Consider the following 25,444-nt stretch of genomic DNA (forward strand, 5'->3'; position numbering starts at 1 on the left):
GGGGATACCTCCTATTTATTCACCATCCCCTAAGATCCGGCTCGTGACGCTTCGCCAACCATACGGCTAGGAAGAAGCTCACGAGTAACGTCAGTGCTAGCAACCACCTCGGGAAGTAGGATATCGGGGTCGCCTGATACTCCCGCGTCAGCACTCTCCCGCTCATTGCGACGGTCGACCCGACACCCTTCCCGGTACCTCCGGCGACCTTATCCGCAACACCTTCTAGGGACACTCCTACCCCGGTGTGCCCCAACGACTTCGGACTTACCCCAGTCCCAGTCGCCATCGCGACACGCGAGACTGTGGCCACAACCTGGGAAACCACAGGCGTCATATGAACCGCAGTTGTCACATGGACGGTTGGTCTGAGCACCGGACGCGTCATCGGCGCGGTCCCGGATACCGGGGTAGCAGTCTCTACCGCCATCCTCTCGACGATTCCGGACTGGAAGGCGCAGAGTTCTGGGCAACAGCAGGCTACTGAAGCGATCCAGGATAACGCCTCTCGCGGGCAGGGGATGCCCAGATCGGTCGAGATTCTGACGAGCGAGAACGCGGCCGAAGCCAGGGCCGTCGGCACCGACGCTAACCAGTCTGCGTTGGCTTTGACTGTGGACCAGACGGTCGGGAGGATAGTTGCGAAGTCGTGCCGCCCTACCGCGACGTACCCGAGGGTCGCGAACCGCTTGAGCGAGCGCAACAGGTATAGGGCGCCCGAGGCACCGAACCGGCGGAGTCCGGTGGTAAAGCTCCTGTTATACAACGTCCTAAGCAGACTCCGCATGAGATACGCCCGAGTTGTGACCAACGGACCCGAACCACGCTCGATCTTCCTCGCCGTCACTCTCAAGTCGTTCACAGTGCGGAGGAGGGCCTCACTCCACCCGACGAGCCTCGCGAGGCGGCCCGCACCCTTGGCAACGTTCCAGCCAGGTTTGAAGGCGCCGAGGTCGACCTTCGAGACGTCGAGCGTCCACCCTCTGACGGAATTCTCACGGAGCAGGTAATCTAGGAGCGCCCTCGCCGACGCCTCGAGGTTGACGGTGCAACCGCAGCAGAAGAGGTTCGAGTAATCGTCGTACGAGTCGAACACCTGCAGGACTGCGTCCGAGGTGACGACAGCCAAGGCTAGTGCGAGCGGGCAGTGTAGAAACGGCTGCCGCATTCCCACGAGCTCCGACCGCACATACGGTAGGACTGTGTAAGAGAACCCGACGAGCGCCCGGAGCCCTAGGGACTCTACACTGTCACTCGTGTACATACCGGCCTCGATCATCGGGAGTACCGGCGCGATGAACTCACCCGGACACTGCGTGAAGACCGCGGCGCCTGCCATCACCGGAACGTTATCCCACGTCAGCTCCCCGAGGAGCCAGTCGGGGAGCCTATCCTTCAACGCCTCCCGGAGGACCAAGTATGAGACGGCCCAGTGCAGGAACGGAACGTTTCGGGACGGTGGAATCCACAGGCCGGTACCGATAGCAACCGACCACAGGAGCTCCGCCAGGTTCCACCCGACCAAGTCTCGAAGACCGACGACGACGTAGTCGTTTAGCTCCTTAAGCCCTTCGTGTAGTTCGCGGAGCGTACCCAGCGGATCGCGCTCCAGCTTCGTCATGACGTCATCGAGGAGCTTCCTGAGGACTTCAGGGACACACCCCCGATCTCGAAGTCTCTCTTTCACCTCCTCCAACGATCTCTCGAGTGCCTCGAGCACGTCTCTTAGAACATCCCATCGCCCCGCACCGTGAGGCCTCACGGTCGGTGAGAGGTGCGAGCGTTTACCGATGGCCAGGGCGACCCACGGTTCCGCCGCGACCACGTCCAGCATGCGGCACATGTTGACCAGCGAGAGCGCGGACGGGCTGATCCCTTGGAACGTCGCCCCCGACACTAGCAATAGGACATCTTTCCTGACCCTGGGTGAATCGAGTACCTCGATTCCCACGATCCGGACCGTCCGGGGATCGAACGTCAACTCACCCACAACGACTACTCTCTCTCCGATGCGTAGGTTCACTGGATACCTGAACGTGACGGTGATGCTCGCGCTCGGATCGTACTCGGATCGTAGGACGATAGTGTGATCGTCTAGAATCTGCTTCACGATACCGCTCACGCACGCACTCGTACCTCCGCATACGGTGGGCATTGCAACGAGGTCGGCTACGTCTACTATATCCTCCTCACTGTACGATATCACGAGGTCCGAGCACAGCAGGCGCACGTTCTCGGCCTCGAAATCTGGGATACCGAGCACGACGAGCTCCTGGCCCACGCTCACCAGAGTTCCTTCCGGGATCACGATTTCAACGCGGGCCGTGCCATCGTCCACCACGGCCGTTAGTGACCTGCCTGAGTACCGGACTTCCGTGACCCGACCGCGAACCAGGAGGGTCTGGACGGGTACGTTCGGGTGTCGGACGTGCACGAGCGGTAGTTCCCAAGGGAGGACGCCGATCACCTCACCGGTTAGGTTCGTCCTGTATGAGGTCCGACCCGTCGTCGTGGGAGTATAGCTCCTGAAAGAAGTCTTCACAGGCACGTAACCGAGTAATTCCAGGGCGAGCGCGTACTGGAGGCCGCCAGTGGCTAAATCGGTCGGCCCCATCACCATGATCACACGATCCTCCGTACGCCGGTACAGTTCAGTCGCGACCACCGACGACACGGAGACGGCAGTTTCGTCAGGGAACCTCCGCGTATCGTAAGCGCAGGTATTCCTCCCGGTCGGGGCGACGTAGACGTATCGGAGCGGTGAGCCGCCGAATCCCGGGCGTATGTACTCCGCGTGCAGTGCTTTGAGGAGGTTCTTGATCTCGTACTTAGCACTGAGCAGAAACCTTCTGAGCACTTCGCGGGCCAAGTGTGAGGTCTCGTCGCAGTACCTCCCTGCCCACACTGCCTCCCAATTTACGTTTATCTTCCTCCACAACGCCCGTCGTAGGGTGAGCTCGACCATGCATTCGAGCGAGTGGAACGGGTCCTCAGGGTCGATCGATGGCAGGCCGTACACGTGTAACCCACACATTCCAGATTCTTCCTCGACCTCCCTTAGGAACCCGTACAATAGACTCGCACACCGGTCAAAGTCCCGCTCGAATTCCTCGAGATCGTTCGCGACTGCCGCGTACAGTCCCGTGGATCGAACTACTTCGAGAATCGCGTCTCGGAGCGCGGGTGACCGTGACTGCAAGTACTTCTCCAATATCTCGATCAATCGCTCTACCTCAGGATCGAATCGGACCTCGTTCCTAGGCGCTGGGAAATAACCGAGGACGATCGCGCCAAGCCGGCGCCTGGCCGTGACGCATCCGGTCGGATCACCCACGTGGTACAAGCAGACGATGGGAGTACCGTCGGGTAGGACTATTGGGAATTCCCAGCCGAGTGGAAGGATCGGTTTCAACGGAGTCCACTCGAGGTTACCGCGGCCTCCGATCCTAACTACCACGTCCGCGTCGAACTTCCGCGTGAGGTAGTACCAGAACGCCAGGTAGAGGTGAGTGGGCGGGAGCACGACCGTCCGGAGCTCCGCCTCCGACTTCATCCGCAACAGAGGTGGTTCTGGAAGTACGATAATATTTCCAAATCTCATTCCCGGTATCGGAAACGCGCGAACTCCGTCCACGATCCTCAGAAACGGGGATTTCTCAGGCGGACCCCATCCGAAGAGCCCGCCCAGCTCGTCCAACCGACCACTCCACTTCTCCCACAACTCGTCCAACTCGCGCAGTACGTCTTTCTTGTCCACTTGGCGACCTAACGCGATATCGACGAGCAGGCCTGTCACCTCCGCGAAGACGTCCCGTAACCTATCCACCAGAGCCTCTCGAGCCTCATCGTCGAGATCCAACAGGTTCAGACACGAAACCGCGGTATCCATCAGCGCTTTCATCCTTACCCTGAGGAACTCGAGGTAGCGTTTGTCTGGTGGTAACTCCCCGTAATCAGCTCTCTCGACGAGATACCTGAGGTATCCCAGTATCCCCCGCTCTACGTACAGTCGAGTGGGTTCGGGGAGGGAATGATACCATCCTAGGTACTCGTCGAGGGGAACCTTGTCGAGGAGTAGTAACTCGACCTCGCGCGACCTACCACCCACTCGCTCGACGAACCGGTTCAGACCGGTGTGGAGGGGCGGGGTCTTCACGTACGGACCCACGTGATAAGCTTTGGACAAGTGCTCACGATAGAATCGATCCGATAGTCCTAGCAGCAGCACATTCATTGCATCACGGAAGATCTCGACTGCCCGACGGAAATCACCTAGCTCGAGAAGTTCCCACGCCTCTCGGTCCAACTCGACAACCCGGTGTAGCACCTCGTCCCACGGTGTGCTGACCGAGTACCCATTCTCGCGCAGCCAAGCCAGGATGTGTAACACGCTCGCGGGCACGTCCAATTGATCAGCTACCGCTACGAAGTCCCGACCGAAGGTGTCGACGCCGTACACCAATGCCACTCTCTTCTCACGGTTGGGGGCCTCACGCAACCGGCGGAGCTTCTCGACTAGACGGACGACGGCGTCGATCGTTTCCTCGACCGCGCTACCGCTGATTCGGAGTACTCCACCTGGGACGTGTCGGGCGAGCCCCGGTGGTAACCTGATAACGCGCGATGTCCCGACGAGGAACGGACCTAGGAAGCCGAGGTTCTCCGGTACGATCACGTTGAACACCATGTAATGGTCGGCAGCGCGCTCGGGCATATACAGGCATTCCCACTGCAGCTTAGTCATGCCCATGTGGTTGCTATCCAAGCCGATCACAGGGACGTTCAGCCGCTCGAACAGTCTCACGAGCCGGCTGTCGGGACCGTGGTACCTCATCATACTGTGGTTGACAGCCCACATTATACATACAGGATGCTCTTCCTCGATTAGTGGCTCCAGTGCCTTGAGAAGTTCTTCGGGTAGCATGTACAGGATGTCGTAGTGCAGGGCGATGGGTACCACGTTGTACCCGCGTTCGTGGAGCTTCCCTGCGAGCACCTTCAACCAGTCAAGGTAGCCGAGGTGTCGGCCCAAGAGGTTGGCCGAGTCGAAGACGACAAACACTGTCGGGGCTCTCGGGGAGTAGAAACCTTTCGACTCACCCAGTTTCCGGTAGCGGTCGAAGATCTCGTGAAGCCTGGGAAGGACCTCGCCGCGGATCAGCTCCACGAACCACCGTGGGTACACGGTGATACCGTGGTAGCTGGATAGTACCTCGCCGTGTGGGAACTCGCGCTGGTACCTCCGGATCACGATCGGATCGACGGGATGGTCGTAGGAGACCACGGTATCAGTGAGCGGGTCGTACAGGGACAGCAAACCGTCGAGGTAGAACGCTCTGGGTGGTTCTCCACTTCCCACGTACCTGAAGAACTGAACCAGGTTACGCTCTGAGAGCGTAGTTAGGAACATGTAAAGTGGGATCTCGGCGCCCCCTACGTCCACTGTGCGGTCCACCAGCGGTACCATTTCGGCCTTGGCCGAACCGATCGGGATGTTGATGTCGTTCTGATACACATAGAATGGGACACCGCGCGACAGGGCCTCAGCTAGAGCCGCGTACTCCGGCGCCGAGTACGGGTCCAACACCGTCAGTCCTGACGATCGATATAGTATCACGGCCGAAGCGTTCCGGATGCGCTCGCAGGTTTCTTCCCTCACCTCCTCGAGGTTCGCACCTACGATGAGGGAGTCGTACGAACGCGGGTCGATGGCGAGGAAGTCCACTCCGGACTTCGATAACGGTTCTATGAACTGACCGGCGTAACGTGAGATAACTACCACCTCACCGCAAGAAACCGGTACGAACGAAGTAAAGGCTGTGATGAGTAATAGCGAGAGAATTAGGAGGGGACACGGCACCGGAAGAACCCCCTCAGCGGCGTCGGGTTAGGAGCGACGCTGCGAGGGCCAGTGCCAGGACCCCTGGAGCCACTGGGAAGCGTTTCCGCTCGGTGATACCCTTGACGCCCAGTTTCTCGGCCAACGCGAAGGCTGCCAGCGCGTACGAGGCCGCCAGCGTCTGGCTCCGGTAGCGCAGCTCCGGGCTCCAGACGCTCCGGATGAAGTACCAGTAGAACGGTAACCTCAGTCGCTTGGCCCTCAGGTACTGGTCGTGCAGCACCTCAAGTGCTTTCACGATAGCCTCGTGGTTCGGGTCGATGAGACCCAACTTCGCGCACCTGAGCAGCGCGACCAGCGCGGAGGCCGTGCTACCGTAGTCCGGCGGGTACTCGGTCAGCGGGCCGCGGCCCCACATGCCGGACTCCTGGTCCCGAAGAGATAGCAGGTAGTCGATAGCTTTCTTGAGCGCGTTCCTCACGCGCTCTACTAGTCCCTTCAGCTCGTCTTCCTTGCCCGCCCGCTGCACGGCTTCGAGCCAATCGCAGAGGGCGATCACAGCACGACAGTGTCCGGTCGTGTACAGCGGGTACGGGCAACCTGTATCCCTCGGGTCGGTGTAGAAGTTGCCCTTCTCGTCCTGGTTGTTCAGGAACCACTCGACGACCTTCAAGACCAGATCGTCGTCTGGAGGCGTTCCGGCCGCCAGCAGCGTCCGGAAGCAGTACGATGTCACGTCCGTGATACCGTGAGCACCACCCGGACGGTCCGGGTAGTCTATCCAACAACAGCCCTTATCCTCCTTCTGCAGGTTCGGACCCTCACGGAGCCATCTGATCACCTTCTCCAGGAACGGCTTGTACTCGTTCCACTTGTCGTCCGGAACGATGCCCGCCTGTCTGGCCCGGAAGAACGGCAGTGCGAACTTCGCTGTCAATCCCGCGCTAGGGATTTCCTTACCGTCTTTGATTCTGACCCAGTACGCCCACTTCCCGTTGGGATCTTCCTTGCGCTGGTACTTACCCTTCACGTTCCACATATACCGGAGGGCCTTCAGGATCATGTCCTTGTCGACGGGGTACCCGGCCTCGACGGCCGTCAGTAGGGTGTCCATGACCACGTACGTGTGCAGGTTCGGCAGGCAGTAGTACGTGACGTCCGACTTGTACGACATCGGGAACGCGCCGACGTCTTCCGGCTTGACCTGGTACGTGGCCTTCTGTCCGCTCCTATCCTTGTACTCGATGATTTTTCCCACGTCGTCCTCAGTGTACTGCTGCCCCTTCAACCAGTTGTGAGCGGCTCTGGCGCACTCCTGGATCTGCTCGGCCGTGATGGCGGATCCCGGAGCGGTCGATAGACCAGCAGCGACGAGGGCGAGTACTAACGGCCTAAGGATTCCCATCGCGGTATTACCCTCGCCCGCCCCCATGTTATTACAAAATAAATTTTGCTGGTCTATGTTCTACTTCGTGCTAACCTCCATATGGCTCCCACCACTATAAGTGATAGTAGTATCACCGCGGGAACGGCGTCCAGGCTCGGGTGACTGGACACCTCGAAGACATTAGCGGGAACTACCGGCACACGTATGGTATCCGCAGCATATCCGGCCGCGACCGCGCAGAGGGTGATTCCGACCAGGTAAGCCGCGACGATCCTCCATCCCAGGAACCGTAGGATAACGGACAGCGTGGCTACATTGGTCCCAGGGCCGACCACGGTGAACGTCAGCATCGAGCCTATGGAGGCTCCCTTCGCCACCAGCGAGGCTGCTATTGGGATCGCGGCGACCGAACACACGTAGAGCGGTAGACCTATCAGGGCGGCGAGGATAGACCCGAGGAGACCCTTGAGGTATCGTACCGTCGGACTCGGTACCAACAGTTCCAGCAGGACTGAAGCTACAAGTCCTATCAGAAGCCACGGCCCTACGGTGCCCGATAGCTCCAGAAGCTCACGTGGGAAATCCTTGAAGGAACGCCCTCGGCAGCATGGTCCGTGTTCTCCGCACAATGGGTGTTCTTCCGCCTCTTCGCTTCGGTCCTTCAGGGCGAGCTCGGCCATGTAACCGACCACTACGGCCGCAACTACCGCGGTCAGCACCTTAGCCGCCATGAAGTACGGCCCGAGCAGCGCGTAGGCCAACAACAGGGAGTTCACGTCGGTTTGCGGGGTAGCTACAATGAAGGCGATGACTGGGCCGACACCGGCCCCACGGTTCTTGGCCGCTATCGCGAGCGGGAGGACCGAACACGAGCAGAGGGGAAGCGGAACTCCGAGAAGCGTTGCAATTATGCAAGCCTTGAGGCCACCACGCAGATGACGGGCGAGGTAGTGTTCAGGAACCATAGATTGTAGTGCAGCTCCTAACACGAGACCGACGAGCAGGTACGGTGAAATCTCCGTTAAAAAGCCCACGAACGCGTTTAGGGGATCCAAGTGCCGTCCCCCGACAGCCAGTAGTTCTGGAGTGCACATATACTAAAAAGACTGATGTGGGTGAGGTGTGGGATTCGTTACGATAACTGTAACAATGGCGGGGGCGGGGAGGGGGTTACTCCTCCACTATGGTCTCTTCGACCTCCATCCCGAAGTGACGGCCCTTACCTTCTTCGGTCTCCACGTATGCGAGCACCTTGTCGCCTGGTTTGAGATCGACTACGGATACAGGCTCGCCGTCCTCACGTACCAGGTGAATGGTTTCGGCGTTCTGGACTATAGTTTGAATCTCCAAACCTTCGTACTCAGCGCGGATTAGCATTAGCGGTCTCCGTTCGATCTTCAGTCGGCCCACTACCGCGGTCCTTGTACGTCCCTCCGTGTCGACTATCAGCACCTCATCGCCGGGTCTCAGCTCGGCCAGGTACTTCGTCTTCCCGCCGGGCACACGGATGTAGGCGTGGACCGGACCGGCGTTCACCCGGAAAGGTCGCGGCTCGACGTACGGGTTCTCGAGGCTCTCGCTGTGGATGAGGAACATCCCGCGAGATGTCGACCCTACGAGCATCCCTTCACCCTCGGACATGAGCGAGCAGGTGTCCACGCAAACCCTGTCGCCCTTACCTATCGGTTTGACCTCCTTCACCTCGACCGCGACGAGCTCGAACCGCTCCGCCGCGGCCCGCTCCGCGATCTCCGCGGTTTTCTTGATCTCTGACGGATCGATCCGCTCCGCGTCGAGCAGGACACCATCCGAACCCACCTCGAGCGTCTCGAAAGCTATACGTGCCTCCTCGGTATCCCGAGCCCCGGCGATGAGCTGTGTCTTCTCACTCTGGAGTTCCGCGATGAGGTTCTCCAGCGGGATGATTTTCCAATCACGACCTATCGCGATCACGTAGTCGGGTCCCACGTTCTTCGCAATCTCCGCGGCGAAGCGCTCGTAAGGCTTGTCCATAATCTCTACGTACTCGGCGACCTCGAACCCGCGATCCCGCGCCTTCTCGATGAGCGCGGCGTCGATGGACTCGGATACGTCGTCCGGCAGGTCGATGGACCCGTCTCCCTCACCACCTTTGCCAACAATCACCACGTCGGCGTCGATGGCATCCAGCTCCTCGAGAGCTAGGTCGGGAGAACCTGGGTCCGGCATCAGCGGCACCGCGACCTTAACGTTTCCGAGCTCTTTCACGCGCTCTACGTCCTCGGGAAGGCAAACTATCACGTCAACACCGGCCTCGATCGATTCCGTGACGTAGGGCTTTTTCTCGCTCCACTCTCCTTCGAATGCGACCGAGACCCAAACCTGCTTGGTCTGCATCTCGACTTACACCCGCTCCAGCTCCTTCATCGCCTCTTCCACTTCCGCGTCTTCGTGTATGATCCTCGCGATAGCCCGGGTCATCGCCTCACGCATGCGTGGAGACTTGTGCGCGAAGATGTTACGACCGATGGCCGCACCGGCCGCTCCCGCCTCGATGGCGCCCTTAACCATCTCGAGGACTTCCTTCGGTGTCTCCGCCTTCGGACCTCCCGCGATCACCACCGGCACCGGACAACCTTTCACGACCTCACGGAAGGAGTCCGAGTCGCCCGTGTAGTTGGTTTTCACGATATCCGCACCGAGCTCGGCTCCCACCCTGGCGGCGTGCTTAACGTACTCTACGTCGAACTCGTCCTCGACCTTCGGACCTCGTGGGTACATCATCGCGACCAGGGGTATACCCCACTCCGAACATCGGGCGGCGATTTCACCCAGCTTCTTGAGCATTTGAGGTTCGTCCTCTGCACCCACGTTCACGTGCACACTGACGGCGTCCGCACCGAGCTTTATGGCCTCCTCCACCCGGGATACCAGGACCTTGTTGTTCGGGTCGGGTCCCAGCTCGGTGCTGGCGGACAGGTGAATGATCAGACCGACGTCTCGTCCGTAACCCCGATGACCCGCTTTGACCATACCCTTGTGGAGGAGGACGGCGTTAGCCCCACCGCGAGCCACAGCGTCGACGGTCTCTTCCAGATCCTCAAGACCCGTGATCGGACCTAGGGTCACCCCGTGGTCCATCGGTACGATTAGAGTGCGTCCGGTCTCGCGGTCCATTATTCGCTCCATCCGGATCTGTTTACCGATATGTACCAATCCGGATCACCCCTCCTCGAGCTTCCGGGCTAAGGACTGATAGCGTTTGGAAATGTCCTCGAACTCTCGATTGAGCTCGGACAAACGTCGGGATATCTCCGAGATGCGCGCGGGAGCGTCCTCGGTGAGCACGGCCCCCCTCTTCGAGGGGCGTATGATCCCTTCCTCCTCCAACACACGAAGCGAGTACCTAACCTTATGCCATTCCATTCCGGTCACATCCGCTATCCGACCGATCCCGATAGGTTGATGCTCGACCACGACCTCCAGGACCCGGACGTGCCGGCGCAGGGTTTCCATAGCTTCCCTGAGCGACCGCAGCACCCGCGGACCATCCCCTGCTCTGTGCTGTCAAGTGTCATGATCGTGACTACTTAAAATTTCCCGTCGACAATTCGAACGGCTTTATCTCCACCCCCACGCCGGCTTTCTCGGCACGTTCGTACGCCAACGCCCCGACAGCCACGTCGAGGATAGCGATCCCTGTGGAGTCAAACACGGTCAACTCCGAGGGATCTACCATTATCTCTCCTCTCACCACGTCCGAGAGTTCGACGAGTTCTTCCGGATTCAGTTCGTTCCGCTCCACGGGTTGGCTTACGTCCCCTGATTCTACGCACTGCTCGCGGTCATCGACCACGACCACTGCGCGCTTCAGCAGCTCGGTCTTCACCTCCTGCTTCTCCGGGGCGTCCGATCCTATGGCGTTCACGTGGACGTCTTCCGGAACGTTCTCAGGGCCTAGGTAAGGCTCGGTGGCTGGAGTGCATGTGCAGACGACGTCGACGTTCAGCTTCGAAAAGTCTGTATCGTCGAGTATCTCGGCGTCGACACCGAGGTCCCGCTCGGCCCATTCGGCGAGCCTCCGGGCCACCTTACACGCCTTGTCGTACACGAACACCGCCTCCAGGTCAAAGACCTCCGCGTGCGTGAGGAGCTGGTACCTCCCTTGTACTCCCGCACCGACTATCCCGATAGTCCGCACGTCCTCAGCCAAGTACTTCGATGCCACCGCTCCAGCAGCTCCAGTCCTCAGCGATGTGATCTCCGTCGCGCTGACCAGACAGAGCGGCCTCCCCGTTTCCGGTTCGATCAAGCACATGACAGCCATGACCGTCGGAAGACCGCGATCTGGATTGCCGGGATGTGAGTTTACGATTTTGACGCCGGCCACACCTAGCTCCGGTAAGTAGGCGGGCATCGCCCTGAAGTCGCCACCTTCCAGTGGTACGATAACCTTCGGTGGCATCTCGCACTCGGGCTTGATCCGAAACGTCTCTTCGACACGCTCGACGACTTCTCTCACGTCGAGGAGTGCTCTGACGTGATCTTCCGAAAGGAACAGCATGATGACCCCGGTAACGTAAAATTCGACCATATCCGGAAATCGTTTTCCGGAGCGCTTTGTTCGAAAGTTCGCGGTGGTTCGGGGGTAGCGCTTCATCAGGTCGTCCGACAGCGTTACTGGACTGCGGTGGCTGGTCCTGTACGTGCTCGGTGTGATCGCGACCAGTGCTCTCGTTTACCATCTGATAGAGGGGTGGTCACTACTAGACTCCCTGTACTTCACGATCACCTTAATGAGCTCTGGTTACGGTGCCCTCACTCCTCGCACAGAGGCAGGTAAACTGTGGACGATGACCGTCACACTGTTGGGCGCCGGCGCTATGGGATGGCTCGTACTCACCGCGGTCGAAATCGGTGTGAGGGGCGGACTCCGTGAGTTCGTACATGATATCAACCAAAGGAGGTGGTTACAGGACGTGAGGGATCACGTCGTCGTGTGCGGATTCGGACGTGTGGGGGCTCAGGCCGCCGGGCGGCTCCGCGCCCACGGGTTCGACGTGGTCGTGGTCGATACCAGCAAGGAGCGTGTGGAACGGGCGAGACGCGAGGGATTCCCCACGGTCGAGGGGAACCTTACAGACCGTCGGACGCTGGAGCGTGCGGGTGTGGATAGGGCCAGATTCGTGGTGATCTGTACGGACTCCGACGAGACCAACGTGTACGTGACGCTGTTAGTACGCAAGCTCAACCCCGACGCCCGGGTGATCGCCGTAGCCCGAGATCCGGAGAATGCCGATCTCCTCCCGCACGCGGGGGCCGACGAGGTGGTCGATGCCTACCGGGTCGCGGGCGAGGAGGCCGTGGAGCGTGTGCTGGCCGAACACTCGTTCACGGTGACCGTCAGGCACGATCTCAATGAAGTTGAGAAGGAGTGGCGCGCGATCGTCGAGAACGGCGGCACGATCTTGGACGTACGTTTCCACGTCCCCGAGTCACCAGAACCAATAGTGAAGGAGCTCCCGATAGAGTCGCCCGAGGACCTCCAGCGCCGGAAGGAGCTACTGGAGACCTCGAAGGAGTTCAGGTCGACAGTGGAGGCCCTTCACGAGCTGTGTCGAGGGGTACATTCACATAGGGTGTTCGTCGCGGACCCTGGCGATAAAGAGAGGATCGTCAAGGAACTCGAGAAACTAGGGTTCCTGATCGGTGTCGATATGTCTCACAGGGAAGTGCTGGACCGGGCTTTTCGGAACTAAATCGGCGGTGCCAGTGCCAGCTCCCGTCTCCTTTTGAACGTACCCAGGAGTTCGAAGACGACGACGCCGAGCGCCGTCGCCAAGCCCACACCGGACACCAAGAAACCCGTGGGTCCCACCTCCGAGGATCGTGCGATCGGTGCGAACGACCACGAGATTCCCTTCGGACCCAGAAGCACGTAGGCCTCCAGTCCGTACGATTTTAGCGAGAAAGGGAACATCGCGGGAACGCCGGTCCCTGCCCCTTTCATCCCAGCTAGAGCGTCAGTCACAAGGTGAAACACGTACATAGCCAGGACGAGTCCCGTCCTCAGTCCGGCCGCGTACGCAGTGGCTACCCCCGCTAGCAACGCGACGGGCGAGTGGAGTATCCAACGGTATCGAAGGAGGTGATCGAGGTCGATCGCCACGTTTATTCCGAAGGCGTACACCAGGGAAGTGCGGACGGTGTACCCAGCAGCCCGCGCCAGCGCATACGAAGCTGCCACATGGAACACCGGGTCCAATGGGACTCCCCCGAGGGGTTTGTGACTTGTCGGCGATCATGTTCGTCGGTACGGCCTCGAACTCCGGTAAGTCGTTCTTGGCGGCGGTTACGTGCGCCTACCTACGCCAGCATGGCGTGGACGTGGCTCCGTTCAAATCCCAGAACATGTCGCTGAACTCGTGTGTGGCAAAGGAAAACGGGGAGATCGCCGTCGCCCAGGCGTTCCAGGCCGCGATGGCAGGTCAGGAGCCCTCTATCCACCATAATCCCGTGCTCCTCAAACCCAAAGAGGAGCTCCGCTCGGAGGTCATCGTCCATGGAAAGTCTATCGGGACGATGTCGTATCGCGAGTACCGGGAAATCGTCTTCGAAGATCCCTGGCAAGCCGTCTTGGAATCCGCCGAGATCCTCTCGGAGGAGCACGAGGTCATCGTCGCCGAGGGTGCAGGGTCGCCCGCGGAGGTCAACGTCCTTGACACCGATATCGCGAACCTTCGGGTAGCCGAAGCCCTGGGTGCGGACGTGATCCTGGTCGCGGACATCAGTAGGGGCGGAGCCTTCGCGGCCGTCTACGGCACGATCGAGCTCTTACCGGAGCGATGGCGACGGTTGATAAAGGGTTTCCTGTTCAACAAGTTCCTCGGCGATGAGTCCCTCCTCGAGTCTGGGATCAAGGAGTTGGAGCGCCGCCTAGGCATACGTTACTTCGGAACCGTGCGTCACATCGGGAACTTCTGGATGCCTTGGGAAGACTCGGAGGCTCTCGACACCCATTCCCCCGGGCGCGGTTCCGTACGGATCGCGGTCATCAGGCTGCCCCGGATCTCCAACTTTACCGACTTCGAGCCTCTCGCGATGGAGCCGGACGTGAGAGTGGAGTTCGTGGACCCTAGGGACAGCCTCCCTGAGGACGCGGATGCAGTGATCCTACCCGGAACCCGTACCACTATCTCCGACCTCGAAGAACTTCGGAAACACGGGATGGACGAGGAGGTAGTTCAGGCGGCCGGCGAGGATACTGTGGTGCTCGGGGTGTGCGGAGGATACCAGATGCTCGGCAAAGAGCTCGTCGACGAGTCGGGGAGTGAGCTCGACCCGGGGGAGTCGGTCCCGGGGCTCGGACTTCTCGATGCCGTGACCGTGTTCCCCAGCGACACCGGTAAGGTGACGGTGCGATCGGAGGGGGTCGTGAACCATCCGCACCTCCGCGGCATCCGAGTTGAGGGGTTCGAGATCCATGAGGGACGTACCTATACCGGCGGCCCACACTTGATCCGTTTACGGTCGGGGTATGGAAACAGAGGATGTCTTCTAGACGGTGCGTATCGCATCGATCGGCCCGTTCTCGGTACCTACTTACACGGGATATTCTTCAACCGACGCTTCCGCCACGAGTTCCTCAGATGGGTATCCGGAGGCAGGTGGAATCCTCCCGAGCGGGACGTAGTTCGGGAGGCGGTGAAGCGGAACCTTCAGGTCGCCCAGGAGATCGTAGAATCGACGGATCTTCCAGAGCTCCTGGGGGAGTAAGGGTGGATTTAGATCGGTTGAAGGTAAGTTCCTTCGAGCGCGTAACTAGGCCTATCGAGCCGAAGGATTCGGGCCTAATCACGGAACGACTTGGGCTACTCCCAGGCCATCGCGTGTTCGAATCGGGTGTCGGATCCGGGTTCCTCACAGCTTCCATAGCCCGGATAGTCTACCCAGATGGTGAAGTAGTCGGGATCGAGATCGACGTCAGGAAGCTCAAGAAGGCTCGGGAGAACCTCGAACAGTTGGGAAAAGTCTACGAGAGGAGCGTGACGTTGAAGCACGGTGACGCTAGGGAGTACCTCGAGGGGTTGGAAGACGAGTTCGATGCGATGGTGTTGGACCTACCCGAGCCCGACCGCGTACTTGAGGTGGGATTAAACGCCATCAAATCGAACGGGAAGGTCGCTGTGTTCTGCCCGTTTTTCGAGCAGGTGAGAGCCGTCTGGCAGATCTTGGAGGATCGGTGCACCTGGTTGGAAGCCGTTGAACTGATCGAGCGAAAACTCCAGGTGGAAAAGCGTGGGATTCGACCCGGCCGTACTCTGGGTCACACGGGGTTCATAGTTTTCGGTAGGGTCTGACTCTCCATACCCACAGGACGGTCCACCGGTTCTCCAGGTCTTTGCGGAACGATCAGTCGAGGGACTTCACTTTATCTTCCTAGGGTTTGTGCAGGGCATCACACCTGCAAGTTCAAGTACTTCATCTTCTTCGAGCGGTTTAGGCATGACACCTTCCGTCTCGAGCATTCTGTGCGCGAGCTCGCGGAACGCCTCGGCCGCGTCCGAGTCCGGGAACTCTCTGATCACAGTACGATACCGAGACTCGGCCTTCCGTACCTCATTCATGTAGGGCAGATCGTAAATCAACTCGGCCCGGATTCGCCGGCAGAACTCCGTCACTACGCTAGAATTTGAGTCACGGGAGCGTCGGTTGTGGACAATTCCCCCGAGTTTCGCACCACCTCGATCGGCGTACTCGGCGATCCCGCGGCAGATGTTGTTAGCGGCGTATAGGGACATTGGTTCGCTGGACGTGACCACGAAAACGGTATCCGCGTAGCCGTGGCGGATCGGTAGGGCGAATCCACCACACACCACGTCGCCGAGGACGTCGAAGATCACCACGTCGACGTCCTCGAACGCCCCACTTCGAGTCAACATCTCGAGGGCCTTCAGCACACCGCGCCCCGCGCATCCGACCCCTGGCTTCGGCCCACCGGACTCGACGCACAAGACACCGAAATCACCTTCGACGATAACGTCCTCGAGCTCGAGGTCTTCCCCTTTCTTCCGGTACTCGTGCATCACCGTCGGAATTCTACGTCCCGCGAGCGTCAGGGTCGAGTCCGCCTTCGGGTCACACCCTACCAGCATGACCAGATAACCTTCTTCGGCCAAAGCCGCGGCCACGTTCGCCGCGATCGTGGACTTTCCTATCCCACCCTTCCCGTAGACAGCGATCCTTTTCAAGCGCTGTCGCCCCACGATCCGGGGTGAGATGCGTGAGGAAGGAAATCGCCGTAATCTTCGTGATCGCCGTTATAGTCCTCCCGGCGGCCGGATACTACGAGGTCAACTACGGACGTGGTTCGATCGAACGGCCCGCAGTGACTTACGGAGAAACCACATGGAGGACCGAGCGTCCTACCGTGGTGGAACTGTTTAAGGAGGTTGGGGTCGATCCGACTAGGTTCCACAGAACGATCGTGACGGCTGAAGAGACTAACCGAGTAGCGGCGGAGGTCACCGGACATAGATACACTCCATCTCAAATATACAGCTGTGCCGCAGTCACACCTTACGACGAACCACCGCGGCGCTATCAGGAGGTCGATGGGTACCGCATCTACGTGGGCCCCGAGATCATGGTATGTAAACCGGAGACATACGCCGAAGCCCTAGCGTCGATAGGCGCACCTCCTTGCTGCGTGACCATCCGTAGTCCCGTTCAGGCCACGGGCGAGGCGGCTCTCGCCGGAGTGTACAAAGCCATGAGGGAGGCCGGTGTAGAGATCACGGAACGTGACGCTAGATTCTCCCAGGCGGTGCTCGAAGCCGTGAAGGGGGCCGGGGACGATCCTCAAAGGCGAGCTGCGGCCGTAACCGTAGTCGCAGTGTGCGTGTTCCGAGGTGCCGACGATCCGCAGAAGGCGAGGGACGTTCAGAACGAAGTCGAGGACGTCTACGGGGTGAACTTACCGCCCGAAACCGCGGTTCACGCCGCGCAAGCGACGAAGTTGGCCGAGGAAGGGGCAGAGTATTCCTGGTGGTGGCTCTTCAAGAGACTCCTGACGTACTGGATCTGACCTCCCTGTCCCGAGTGACGACACCTTTAGAGTTTCGCGAGGACAATGTAGGCTCAACGGGAGGAAACAAAGAAAAAGTGTTTAGGGATAGTTTTATGGTGAGTCCCGAGGGGCAACCGATGGCAAAGTACGAGCCGATCATACCGGAGCTCGAGGTGAATCCTGAGGAGGAAGTGAGCAAGATAGCAGAATTCCTCCGGGAGAAGTTCGAGGAGGCTGGTCGGGAGATCGCGGTAGTGGGTTTGAGCGGCGGAGTCGATTCATCTACGACCCTCGGACTTGCGGTCGAGGCGCTGGGTCGCGAGAACGTGGTGACACTGATACTACCGGAGCGTGACACTCCGCGGGAGGACGTTGAAGACGCCGTGGAAGCTGCGGAACGGTTCGGTGTCGAGTACTACGTCCACGACATCACCGAGGTCCTGCGAGCCTTCGGCACCGGTTCATACGTCCCCTGTCACACGTTCAGCCGTAAGAGCGACGCTAACCTCAAACCGCGGGTCCGGATGTGCATACTGTATTATTTCGCGAACAAGCTCGGCGGTCTCGTCCTGGGTACCGGTAACCGTACGGAGTGGCTTACTGGGTACTTCACACTTCACGGAGACGGCGCCTGCGACGTGGCCCCTATCAGGCACCTTTACAAGACGCAGGTTTACGTAATAGCAGAGTATCTCGGCGTACCAGAGCGTATTGTGGAGGAGAAGGAACCCTCGGCACGACTCTGGCCTGGCCAGACGGATGAGGGTGAACTCGGGATCGATTACCCTACTCTCGATGCTCTCCTGTACGCGCTCGTCGACGAAGGTTTGAAGATTCGGGAGGCTGTCGACTGGCTCGGGGAGCGTGGGGTAGAGGTGACTGAGGAAGACGCTGAGAAAGTCCTGGACCTTGTGCGAAGTTCCTCGTTCAAGCGACGACCTGCTCCTGGTCTGGACTTGCCAGAGCCCGAGGATCCTGCGATGCCGAGGTGATAGGGAGTTCGATCTGTATGGAACCACGGAAGGTAGATGTGGTCCTAGAGTTCGGGTGTGAGTTCGGTGCGCGCCTATGGGTAATCCAGCAGGTGGTCTGCATCTTCGTTTCGTCACTAGTGATACTCATCCTCATCTACCACACGATCCGTGCCGTGCGACGCCACGACCTCGACTGTGCGCTGGCCAGCTTCGGGATGCTCCTACTGATACTGGCCGCCGGCGTGATCACTCCCCTGAATACCCTCCTCCACCTTTATTCCCATCCTCGCATCAAGTGGGGTATCATCCTCTGGACATACATCGGATCCCTCGGAGTGGGGATGGTGACGTTCGGCATTGGCATATTCAACGTTCTCACCAGACGGCCCGCCGCCCCGTTCGGGGGCGAGGAGAGTTGATCGGCGCACTTCTCGCATCTCACAGTTACCCAGCAGCCGTGACTTGGGATATCCTCGCGGAAATAGTAGAGATACTTCCATCTTCGATCAAAATTTCATGCGTGAACCGAGACATTTGGGAGTTCTGCGTCGAGCTTAGGGATCGCGTCGAATTCTCGGAAGTGGAGGAAGTAGATTCCCTCGATGATCCTACCATCGTCGTCGCACTCGCGGAGGAAGAGGCGCACATAGGTCCTAAGGTGCTGCGCACGCGAGTACGTGGGGTCGTGATAGTTACGGACGATCCCGAGCGGGCGGCGGAAGATTGGCGACTCCCTGCCGTCAGTGCTCGTGAAATTTACGTTCCAGTGGTACGCGTCGGTGGGAACGTGACCGTCCACGTTTACGAGCACGGGGAAGCGTTATGGCGCTTCGGGCTTAGGGAGGGGAGGACCATGCTACCACCCGATTACAAATCGCTCCGCGAACTACTCTGGAACGAGTTCCCCTACGTGAGGACCATAGGCTCGCTGGCCCAACGAACGAACTGGCACGAGGTTCTCGTCCGGCTGGCACTGATCGAGGAGTGGATTAAAGGAAACAAATTAGTGTCCGAATTTTTGGATTGGATTCCGAAGAGCACTAAGGTGATCCCCAGAGGCACGTATTCACCCACCGATAGATCATCGGGAGAGGACCTACTAGAAGGCCGGCTGATATTATTTCCGACGTTTTCCTCCGCCTTAAGCGCTCTAACGTGAGGGGGTCCCTCGTTGTTCAGGTCCAAACGTCTCCCCTCGTTTCTAATTGAAGGCAAAGTGGACGAGGAATTGGAAGATTTCACGGATGACTTCGGGCAACCTGATCTGGACGCGATCGTCCGAGCCTGCGTGGATAGACTTAACCCTCATCCTGACCTAGAGGAGAAGGTGTTGAAAACAGCCCGGAAGGCCTGCGAACGGATCGGATTTCCGATGGGAGAGCACGCGGAGTTCGACCTGTGCCCGTGGCTAGCCCCACAAATATTCCACGAGCGAGTGATCCGAGATGTCTACTCGGGTGAGAGTCGGGAACCCGACGAGGCGCGGGTGGCCTTCGTTTCGATCCATCACGACAAACGTGGCGTCGCCGAGTACGTGTACCGGACTCTTGAACGTCTGGAACCAGAGGCTGTGTGTTTGGAAACCAGCCCAGCTGGACTGGAAACCGCACTCCACTACACACTCTCACCGCTACCGCACGCCGGAATCGAGGTGATGGCACGGGTACCCACTAAGATGCTCATGGGGCCGTTCCGGGACCTCTACGGGGCTTTAGTGTACTGTTTAAGGGAAGGTGTCCCTGCGATCCCCGTCGACGTGCCATCGTCCTTGAAGCTCGAGAAGTCTAGGAAAAATCCCGAGTGTCTCCGAGATCCTATCGTGTTCGAGTACACTTCGGAAGTCGAGCGCGTCTTGGGACCCACCGGTGAGTTGTTCTTCCTCGAGTACGAGGAAGTCGAGCCCGTGCTCAGGAGGCTCGGCGAAGAAATTCGCACCAACGTCTCCCTCGTGGCCTCGGAGACCTTCGTCCGCTTTCACCTAGAGTTTCGAGAGTGGTACATGCTCAGCCGCATCGCCGACGTAACCGAAGATTTCGATCGTGTCGCGGTGGTGGTGGGAGCCGTACACACCTCAGCGATGGAAAAGGCTTGGAGCGAGGATGAATTCCGATACCTGAAACCATCACCTGAGGACTTCAAGGGTGTGGAGTGGGAGCTCTCACCCAGGTACAAACGCCACAAGCTCGTGGTTGGGGGCAGACGGAGGTGATCGGGATCGTCGTCCTCGGGGCCACTGGTAGGATGGGTCGCCGGATATGTCGGATGGTGATAGAAGATGAAGAGCTCGAGCTGGTAGGCGCTATCGCATCACCCACCTCCGAGCACCTTGGGAGGGACGTGGGACTGCTCATAGGAGTGGGCGAGACAGGTGTAGAAATCGCCCCTCCAACCGCTTTACCTAACATCGCTAAGGACGCGGACGTCGCGATCGATTTTACAGTCCGTGAAGCGACGTTGGAGAACGCGCCCAAAGCCGCCCATGCGGGGTTGGACCTCGTAATTGGTACCACTGGGTTCAGAGGTGAAGACCTCAGGATGCTCGAACACGAGATCGAGGAGGCAGGAGTTTCGGCAGTGATCTCCGCGAACATGTCCTTAGGAGTCAACCTGCTCTTCGAGCTCACAAGACAGCTCGCTAGGGTGCTCGGAAACAACGGGTTCGATTTCGAGATCGTGGAGATCCATCATCGGCACAAGGTGGATGCACCGAGCGGGACGGCCCTCGAATTGGCGGCAGTCATAGAGGAAGAGCTGGGTAAGGGAAAGAAGGTCTTCGGTCGTGAGGGGAACGTAGGACCACGTGATGACGACGAGATCGGTGTGTTGGCAGTTCGAGGAGGTGAGGTCGTAGGCGATCACACCGTCATGGCGTTGGGCGAGCACGAGAGGATCGAACTCACGCACAGGGCCCTCTCACGTGACGCCTTCGCCAAGGGAGCTTTGGTGGCCGCGAAGTTCGTCGTGGAGGCCCCTCCGGGGATTTACTCGATGAGGGACGTACTGTTCGGCGGGAAACGGGAGGAAGGGTTATAAACCCGGAACTCCGGCTCCGGCTTGGGGGTGAAGGTGTGAGGCGCGTGTTGGTAGTCCTCTCCATCGCCCTGGTGGCTCTGGCGGCTCCGGGACTGGCGGAAGACAAGGTCGCAGCGGTGACCGAGCAGCAGACACAGGCCAGCGAGCAGCAGTCACAGCAGGCGCAAACCACGGAGCAGCAGACCGAGCAGAAGGCTACCGCGTCGGCGCCCAAAACGGTGGCGCTGAAACTGACGCCGAGCCTCCAGGCGGACTTCACCGTGGACCTGAAGAACGGAGAAGCGGTCTTAACTCTGACCGGAGGCTACTCGCTGGTTGCCGAGGGACAGGACCTGTTGTCAGACGTCCTGACGGCTGCCCTAGCGGGTGCTATCAACGCTATCGTGGCGCCTATCGACGGTAAGGAGGTACTCCCAGGCGTGAAACTGGAGGCCGGAGTGGAGATTCCGACCGTGACCGCGGAGCTGGCAGAGGACTGTGGTGTCAAACTGACAGCGACGGTTCTCAATATCGAGGTACCAAAGCTGGACCTCGATCGTGAGTGGAGCGAAACCGTGGAGGACCCGGTGAAAGCCTGCATCAGCGTGGCTCTACGGCTGCTGCACACGGCCGAGGAACCGTTCATCAAGGCCACTCTAGACCTGCTGACCGGAGCGCTGAAAGTCGTCGTGCACCTGTTCGAGCTAGAGGTTGGCAGCCCGTCAGAGGACTACGAGGGGCCGTATTTGGAACTCACACCGGTGAACGTGTCGGAGGAACTGATCGACAACGCGACCGTAACCGCTTACCTGGGAGCGAGCCTATCAGCGTCGACACTGAAATTGTCGCCGACGATCACCTACGAGACGACTACACCACTGAAGCTGCCGGTGACACTGCCGGAGATTACACTGTGCACCTTCCAGCTTCCGGCCTAAAGGTGGCTCCCTTACTAATCTCTCATTTTTTAGGATAGGTTTCGTCTCAGGTTGCTCCATGCCACAACTCCAGACGAATCTTCCAATAGTAGAAAGAATTGTTTGCTTTTCGGGAACTACCTACCCGTCGCGATCTTCGTCGTGAAACCCGACGGGTCGGTGAAGTTGAGCTTTGGTGTTAATCGAATGTTTGTATAAGGAGGCGCTTAAACCTGTCACCGATTGCGTCGCCGGCTGTAGGGTCTCGTGTTCCGGATGGAGGTCCAATGGGACTACTCGACGGAACCGTCCCACGCTAACGAGCGGGGCGGGCGAAGGGTCCAGCGTCACGCTGGCACGGCAATGTGGACCCGTGTTTCAGCGTCAGCACGCCCGACGGCCTGCGAGTGTCACTGATCGGCACGTACACGCCACCGCCGCCGGAGGATTACGTCGGTCCACGAGAGGTCGAGTTATCGAGTTACTCCGGAAAGGAGTTACGTGGAGAGGCCTAGGATTTCCACGACCACGCCAGGCCTGATCTCCACGGCCTTTCCCTCTCCTCCCTTAACTTTCAGCTCCCACTCCACGTCGACGCACTCTTCGTCCAGCATGACTCCTTTCCCGTTGATTTTTAGCTCCACTTTACCGTCTTCCTTGATCGCTGACGCGACTTCTTCCGGGTTGTTCTCCACGTACTCGATGATATCCCGTGTGAGCTCCTTATACCTCGGACCAATGACATCCATCCGCGGTTCGACTTTCACCGGGACCATCTCCAATTCCGGCTCGCCGACTTCTACTTCGACTTCTTCCGCACGAGTGGCGCTCTTGAGGTCCGGGATCGCTTTCTCGAGGCTTTCAGCCAGCTCTTCGTCCTGAACGTGTACCGTCAGGCCCTCGAACTCCGCGCCCATCCTCAATCCGGCGTCCGTCTTCGCTTTCCTCACTTCGGTCACGATCTCGCGGAGGATCTCACCGACTTCCTCGACTCCTTCCTCGATCCATTTCTCGCTCGCCTTAGGCCACTCCTGGTCGTGTACGCTCTCATTGAACAGTCGGTGGTAGAGTTCTTCCGTCACAAACGGCATGAACGGTGCCAGCAACCTCAGGAGACCTTCCAATACGTGGCGTAGTACCGCTCTGGCGGCTTCCCGTGAACCCTCACCGAGTTCCTCGGGTCGGTACAACCTTAGCTTCGCCATCTCCAGGTAGTCGTCGGCAAGTTCCTCCCATGCGAACTCTTCGATGGCCTTAATCGCGTCGTTGAACCGATACCCCGACTCCAGATATCTCGTCACCTCGTCTATAAGTCGGTGGAACTTGGAGAGGATCCACCTGTCGGCCGGTGTCAAGTTCTCCTCGACATCGTTCACCGACGGTGCGTCATCGATGTGGTCTTTAGCCAGTCGGCACACGTTCCAAATCTTCTTCGCAAACCTATAACCGCGCTTGATGGTCTTCGTCATATACTGAACGTCCGATCCGGGCGCCCCGGACGACACGGCCCAGTACCTGAGCGCGTCCGCACCGTACTCCTCTATCACTTCGGTGGGCTCGACCACGTTACCCCGGGACTTACTCATTTTGTACCCATCTTCGCCGAACACCATGCCGTTGATTAGGATCTCCTTGAATGGTTCACTGTCAGCGTGAACTAACGCTCGTACGGTCGTGTAGTACAACCACGTACGGATTATGTCGTGACCCTGCGGGCGGAGGTCTACCGGCAGGTTCGGCTCCTCGTCCGGCCAGCCGGTGATCACCAAGGGAGTGATCGAGCTGTCCATCCAGGTGTCCATTACGTCCGTCTCCGGCTCGAATTCCGAGCACCCGCACTTCGGACACTCGTTCACGGGCGGATCGTCCCGTGTGGGATCCACCGGGAGCTGGTCCTTCTCCGCCGGGATCACCTCACCGCACTCCTTGCAGTACCAGACTGGGATCGGCGTCGCGAATATCCGCTGCCGAGAGATGCACCAGTCCCAGTCCATTGATTCCGTCCAGTCCTCGAGACGCTTGCGCATGTGCTCTGGTATCCAATCCATCTTCCGTGCCGCTTCCTTGACGTCCTCGGCCAGCTCCCTGACCTTCACGAACCACTGCTCCTTGACGAGGATCTCGATGGGAGTCTTACATCGCCAGCAGACGCCGACATTCTGCGTGATCTTCTCGCGCTTGATCAGGTACCCTTCCTCCTTCAGTGCCTCAACGATGGCGGCACGCGCATCCTCCACCTCCATCCCGGCGAACTCGCCCGCCACCTCCGTCATCTTACCCTGCTCGTCGATCGACCTCACGATCGGCAGGTCGTGCCGCTTGACCCAAGCCACGTCCTGCTTATCACCGAAGGTACAGATCATCACGATACCCGTTCCGAACTCGGGATCCACCTCCTCGTCCGCTATGACCGGAACCTCCCAGGGGATGTCCCGGTCTCCGAACCGCTCGTGGAGGGGCACCACGAGCCTCTTCCCTATGAGATCACTGTACCGGTCGTCGTCCGGGTGAACGGCGACCGCCACGCACGCCGGAAGCAGCTCGGGTCTCGTGGTGGCAATGGTCACCGAACCGTCGCCGTCGGCTACGGGGAATTCGATGTAGTTGAGGTACGTCTCTCGGGTTACGTACTCCACTTCGGCGAAGGCGATCGCCGTCTCGCACCTAGGACACCAGTTGACGGGGTGCTCCTCACGGTACGCGTACCCTTTCTCGAGCAGCTCGAGAAACCCGTACTGACTGCGTCGGATGTAATCGGGGTCCATGGTCACGTAGGAACCAAGTTCCTTCAGCTCCTCGTTCTCGTAGTTGATGCAGTCGGTCCACCAGTCGATCGAGCATCCGAGCTGTATCAGCTGCTCTCGCATCTTCCGGATGTTCTCTAAGGTCAGCTCCTCGCAGAGCTTCCGGAACTTCTGTCTAGGCACGTCGCGCTTCGTGATCCCGTGGATCTCTTCCACCTTAACCTCGGTGGGCAGACCATGACAGTCCCAGCCCTGTGGGAAAAACACGTCGTACCCACACATACGTTTGTACCGAGCCACCACGTCCATGTAGGTCCAGTTCAGCACGTGACCCATATGCAGCTCTCCGGTCGGGTACGGCGGTGGGGTATCGATTACGAACGCGGGTCGGTCCTCGCCGCCCTCGAACTTGTACTTCCGCTCCTCCAGCCACCGCTCCCTCCATTTCGGCTCGACATCTTTCGGGTCGTAGTCCTCCACCGGCGTCTCCCCCGGCACGACCCCGGGAGCCTAAATATCACGG

The 25,444-nt window shown here is 59.3% G+C and carries 20 protein-coding genes; 10 read left to right on the top strand and 10 right to left on the bottom strand.

What is annotated here, in order from left to right; genetic code table 11:
- Positions 1–19: 19 nt before the first annotated feature.
- The 7 genes from BW919_RS07365 to BW919_RS07395 form a co-directional block, all read right to left on the bottom strand.
- On the bottom strand, positions 20–5,860 hold the full coding sequence (locus BW919_RS07365; protein WP_088336368.1) for a cobaltochelatase subunit CobN: 5,841 nt from the start codon (positions 5,858–5,860) through the stop codon (positions 20–22).
- A 13-nt stretch (positions 5,861–5,873) separates the two neighbouring features.
- Positions 5,874–7,244, bottom strand: coding sequence for a prenyltransferase/squalene oxidase repeat-containing protein (locus tag BW919_RS07370; RefSeq protein WP_088336369.1), 1,371 nt, complete (start codon positions 7,242–7,244; stop codon positions 5,874–5,876).
- A 53-nt stretch (positions 7,245–7,297) separates the two neighbouring features.
- Complete coding sequence (locus BW919_RS07375; protein WP_157666171.1) at positions 7,298–8,281, bottom strand: permease; 984 nt, start codon at positions 8,279–8,281, stop codon at positions 7,298–7,300.
- A 115-nt stretch (positions 8,282–8,396) separates the two neighbouring features.
- Positions 8,397–9,602: a 3-dehydroquinate synthase II gene (locus BW919_RS07380; protein ID WP_088336371.1), complete on the bottom strand. Its 1,206-nt coding sequence runs from the start codon at positions 9,600–9,602 to the stop codon at positions 8,397–8,399.
- Positions 9,603–9,608: 6 nt separating this feature from the next.
- A complete protein-coding gene (locus BW919_RS07385) occupies positions 9,609–10,421 on the bottom strand; it encodes a 2-amino-3,7-dideoxy-D-threo-hept-6-ulosonate synthase (RefSeq protein WP_088336372.1) in 813 nt (270 codons plus the stop codon).
- 6 nt (positions 10,422–10,427) lie between these two features.
- Positions 10,428–10,745 (bottom strand): hypothetical protein, encoded by a 318-nt coding sequence (locus tag BW919_RS07390; protein ID WP_198324605.1) that lies wholly within the window; start codon positions 10,743–10,745, stop codon positions 10,428–10,430.
- A gap of 46 nt (positions 10,746–10,791) precedes the next feature.
- A complete protein-coding gene (locus tag BW919_RS07395) occupies positions 10,792–11,769 on the bottom strand; it encodes an ornithine cyclodeaminase family protein (RefSeq protein WP_157666172.1) in 978 nt (325 codons plus the stop codon).
- Positions 11,770–11,911: 142 nt separating this feature from the next.
- On the opposite strand from BW919_RS07395, the gene BW919_RS07400 reads away from it, so the two are divergent.
- Positions 11,912–12,964, top strand: a complete 1,053-nt coding sequence (locus BW919_RS07400; RefSeq protein ID WP_088336374.1) for an NAD-binding protein — start codon at positions 11,912–11,914, stop codon at positions 12,962–12,964.
- On the opposite strand, the gene BW919_RS07405 is transcribed toward BW919_RS07400, so the two are convergent.
- A complete protein-coding gene (locus BW919_RS07405) occupies positions 12,961–13,470 on the bottom strand; it encodes a hypothetical protein (RefSeq protein WP_088336375.1) in 510 nt (169 codons plus the stop codon). The two genes, BW919_RS07400 and BW919_RS07405, sit on opposite strands and share 4 nt — an antisense overlap.
- Positions 13,471–13,496: 26 nt before the next feature.
- Here BW919_RS07405 and BW919_RS07410 point away from each other — a divergent pair, with 26 nt between their 5' ends.
- Together BW919_RS07410 and BW919_RS07415 are read left to right on the top strand one after the other, a co-directional pair.
- Complete coding sequence (locus BW919_RS07410) at positions 13,497–14,981, top strand: cobyric acid synthase (RefSeq protein WP_157666173.1); 1,485 nt, start codon at positions 13,497–13,499, stop codon at positions 14,979–14,981.
- A gap of 2 nt (positions 14,982–14,983) precedes the next feature.
- A complete protein-coding gene (locus BW919_RS07415) occupies positions 14,984–15,565 on the top strand; it encodes a methyltransferase domain-containing protein (RefSeq protein WP_157666174.1) in 582 nt (193 codons plus the stop codon).
- 66 nt (positions 15,566–15,631) lie between these two features.
- Here BW919_RS07415 and BW919_RS07420 read toward each other — a convergent pair whose 3' ends face one another.
- On the bottom strand, positions 15,632–16,456 hold the full coding sequence (locus tag BW919_RS07420; protein WP_088336378.1) for a P-loop NTPase: 825 nt from the start codon (positions 16,454–16,456) through the stop codon (positions 15,632–15,634).
- Between the two features lie 32 nt (positions 16,457–16,488).
- Here BW919_RS07420 and BW919_RS07425 point away from each other — a divergent pair, with 32 nt between their 5' ends.
- The 7 genes from BW919_RS07425 to BW919_RS07455 all read left to right on the top strand — a co-directional run bounded on the left by BW919_RS07425 (position 16,489) and on the right by BW919_RS07455 (position 22,198).
- Positions 16,489–17,292, top strand: a complete 804-nt coding sequence (locus BW919_RS07425; protein ID WP_157666175.1) for a DUF1002 domain-containing protein — start codon at positions 16,489–16,491, stop codon at positions 17,290–17,292.
- A gap of 119 nt (positions 17,293–17,411) precedes the next feature.
- Positions 17,412–18,266 (top strand): NAD+ synthase, encoded by an 855-nt coding sequence (locus tag BW919_RS07430; protein WP_088336380.1) that lies wholly within the window; start codon positions 17,412–17,414, stop codon positions 18,264–18,266.
- A gap of 17 nt (positions 18,267–18,283) precedes the next feature.
- Positions 18,284–18,667, top strand: coding sequence for a hypothetical protein (locus BW919_RS07435; protein ID WP_088336381.1), 384 nt, complete (start codon positions 18,284–18,286; stop codon positions 18,665–18,667).
- Positions 18,664–19,407 (top strand): hypothetical protein, encoded by a 744-nt coding sequence (locus BW919_RS07440; protein ID WP_088336382.1) that lies wholly within the window; start codon positions 18,664–18,666, stop codon positions 19,405–19,407. Before BW919_RS07435 ends, BW919_RS07440 begins: the two co-directional genes overlap by 4 nt.
- Positions 19,408–19,419: 12 nt before the next feature.
- A complete protein-coding gene (locus BW919_RS07445; RefSeq protein ID WP_088336383.1) occupies positions 19,420–20,457 on the top strand; it encodes a hypothetical protein in 1,038 nt (345 codons plus the stop codon).
- Positions 20,454–21,281 (top strand): 4-hydroxy-tetrahydrodipicolinate reductase, encoded by an 828-nt coding sequence (gene dapB, locus BW919_RS07450; RefSeq protein ID WP_088336384.1) that lies wholly within the window; start codon positions 20,454–20,456, stop codon positions 21,279–21,281. The genes BW919_RS07445 and dapB overlap by 4 nt, the downstream gene beginning before the upstream one ends.
- 35 nt (positions 21,282–21,316) lie before the next feature.
- The gene (locus BW919_RS07455; protein ID WP_088336385.1) at positions 21,317–22,198 is read left to right on the top strand and encodes a hypothetical protein; all 882 of its coding nucleotides are present in this window, start codon (positions 21,317–21,319) and stop codon (positions 22,196–22,198) included.
- A 476-nt stretch (positions 22,199–22,674) separates the two neighbouring features.
- On the opposite strand, the gene BW919_RS07460 is transcribed toward BW919_RS07455, so the two are convergent.
- Positions 22,675–25,401: a valine--tRNA ligase gene (locus tag BW919_RS07460; protein WP_232452880.1), complete on the bottom strand. Its 2,727-nt coding sequence runs from the start codon at positions 25,399–25,401 to the stop codon at positions 22,675–22,677.
- Positions 25,402–25,444: the final 43 nt, after the last annotated feature.

The sequence above is a fragment of the Methanopyrus sp. KOL6 genome, assembly GCF_002201915.1.
Lineage (GTDB): Archaea > JAADCQ01 > Methanopyri > Methanopyrales > Methanopyraceae > Methanopyrus.

What these genes read in the sequence shown, in the direction of transcription:
- BW919_RS07370 (WP_088336369.1), bottom strand. Translation starts at nt 7,244, where the DNA reads ATGGGAATCCTTAGGCCGTTAGTACTCGCCCTCGTCGCTGCTGGTCTA.
- BW919_RS07380 (WP_088336371.1), bottom strand. Translation starts at nt 9,602, where the DNA reads ATGCAGACCAAGCAGGTTTGGGTCTCGGTCGCATTCGAAGGAGAGTGG.
- BW919_RS07395 (WP_157666172.1), bottom strand. Translation starts at nt 11,769, where the DNA reads ATGCTGTTCCTTTCGGAAGATCACGTCAGAGCACTCCTCGACGTGAGA.
- BW919_RS07430 (WP_088336380.1), top strand. Translation starts at nt 17,412, where the DNA reads ATGGCAAAGTACGAGCCGATCATACCGGAGCTCGAGGTGAATCCTGAG.
- BW919_RS07435 (WP_088336381.1), top strand. Translation starts at nt 18,284, where the DNA reads ATGGAACCACGGAAGGTAGATGTGGTCCTAGAGTTCGGGTGTGAGTTC.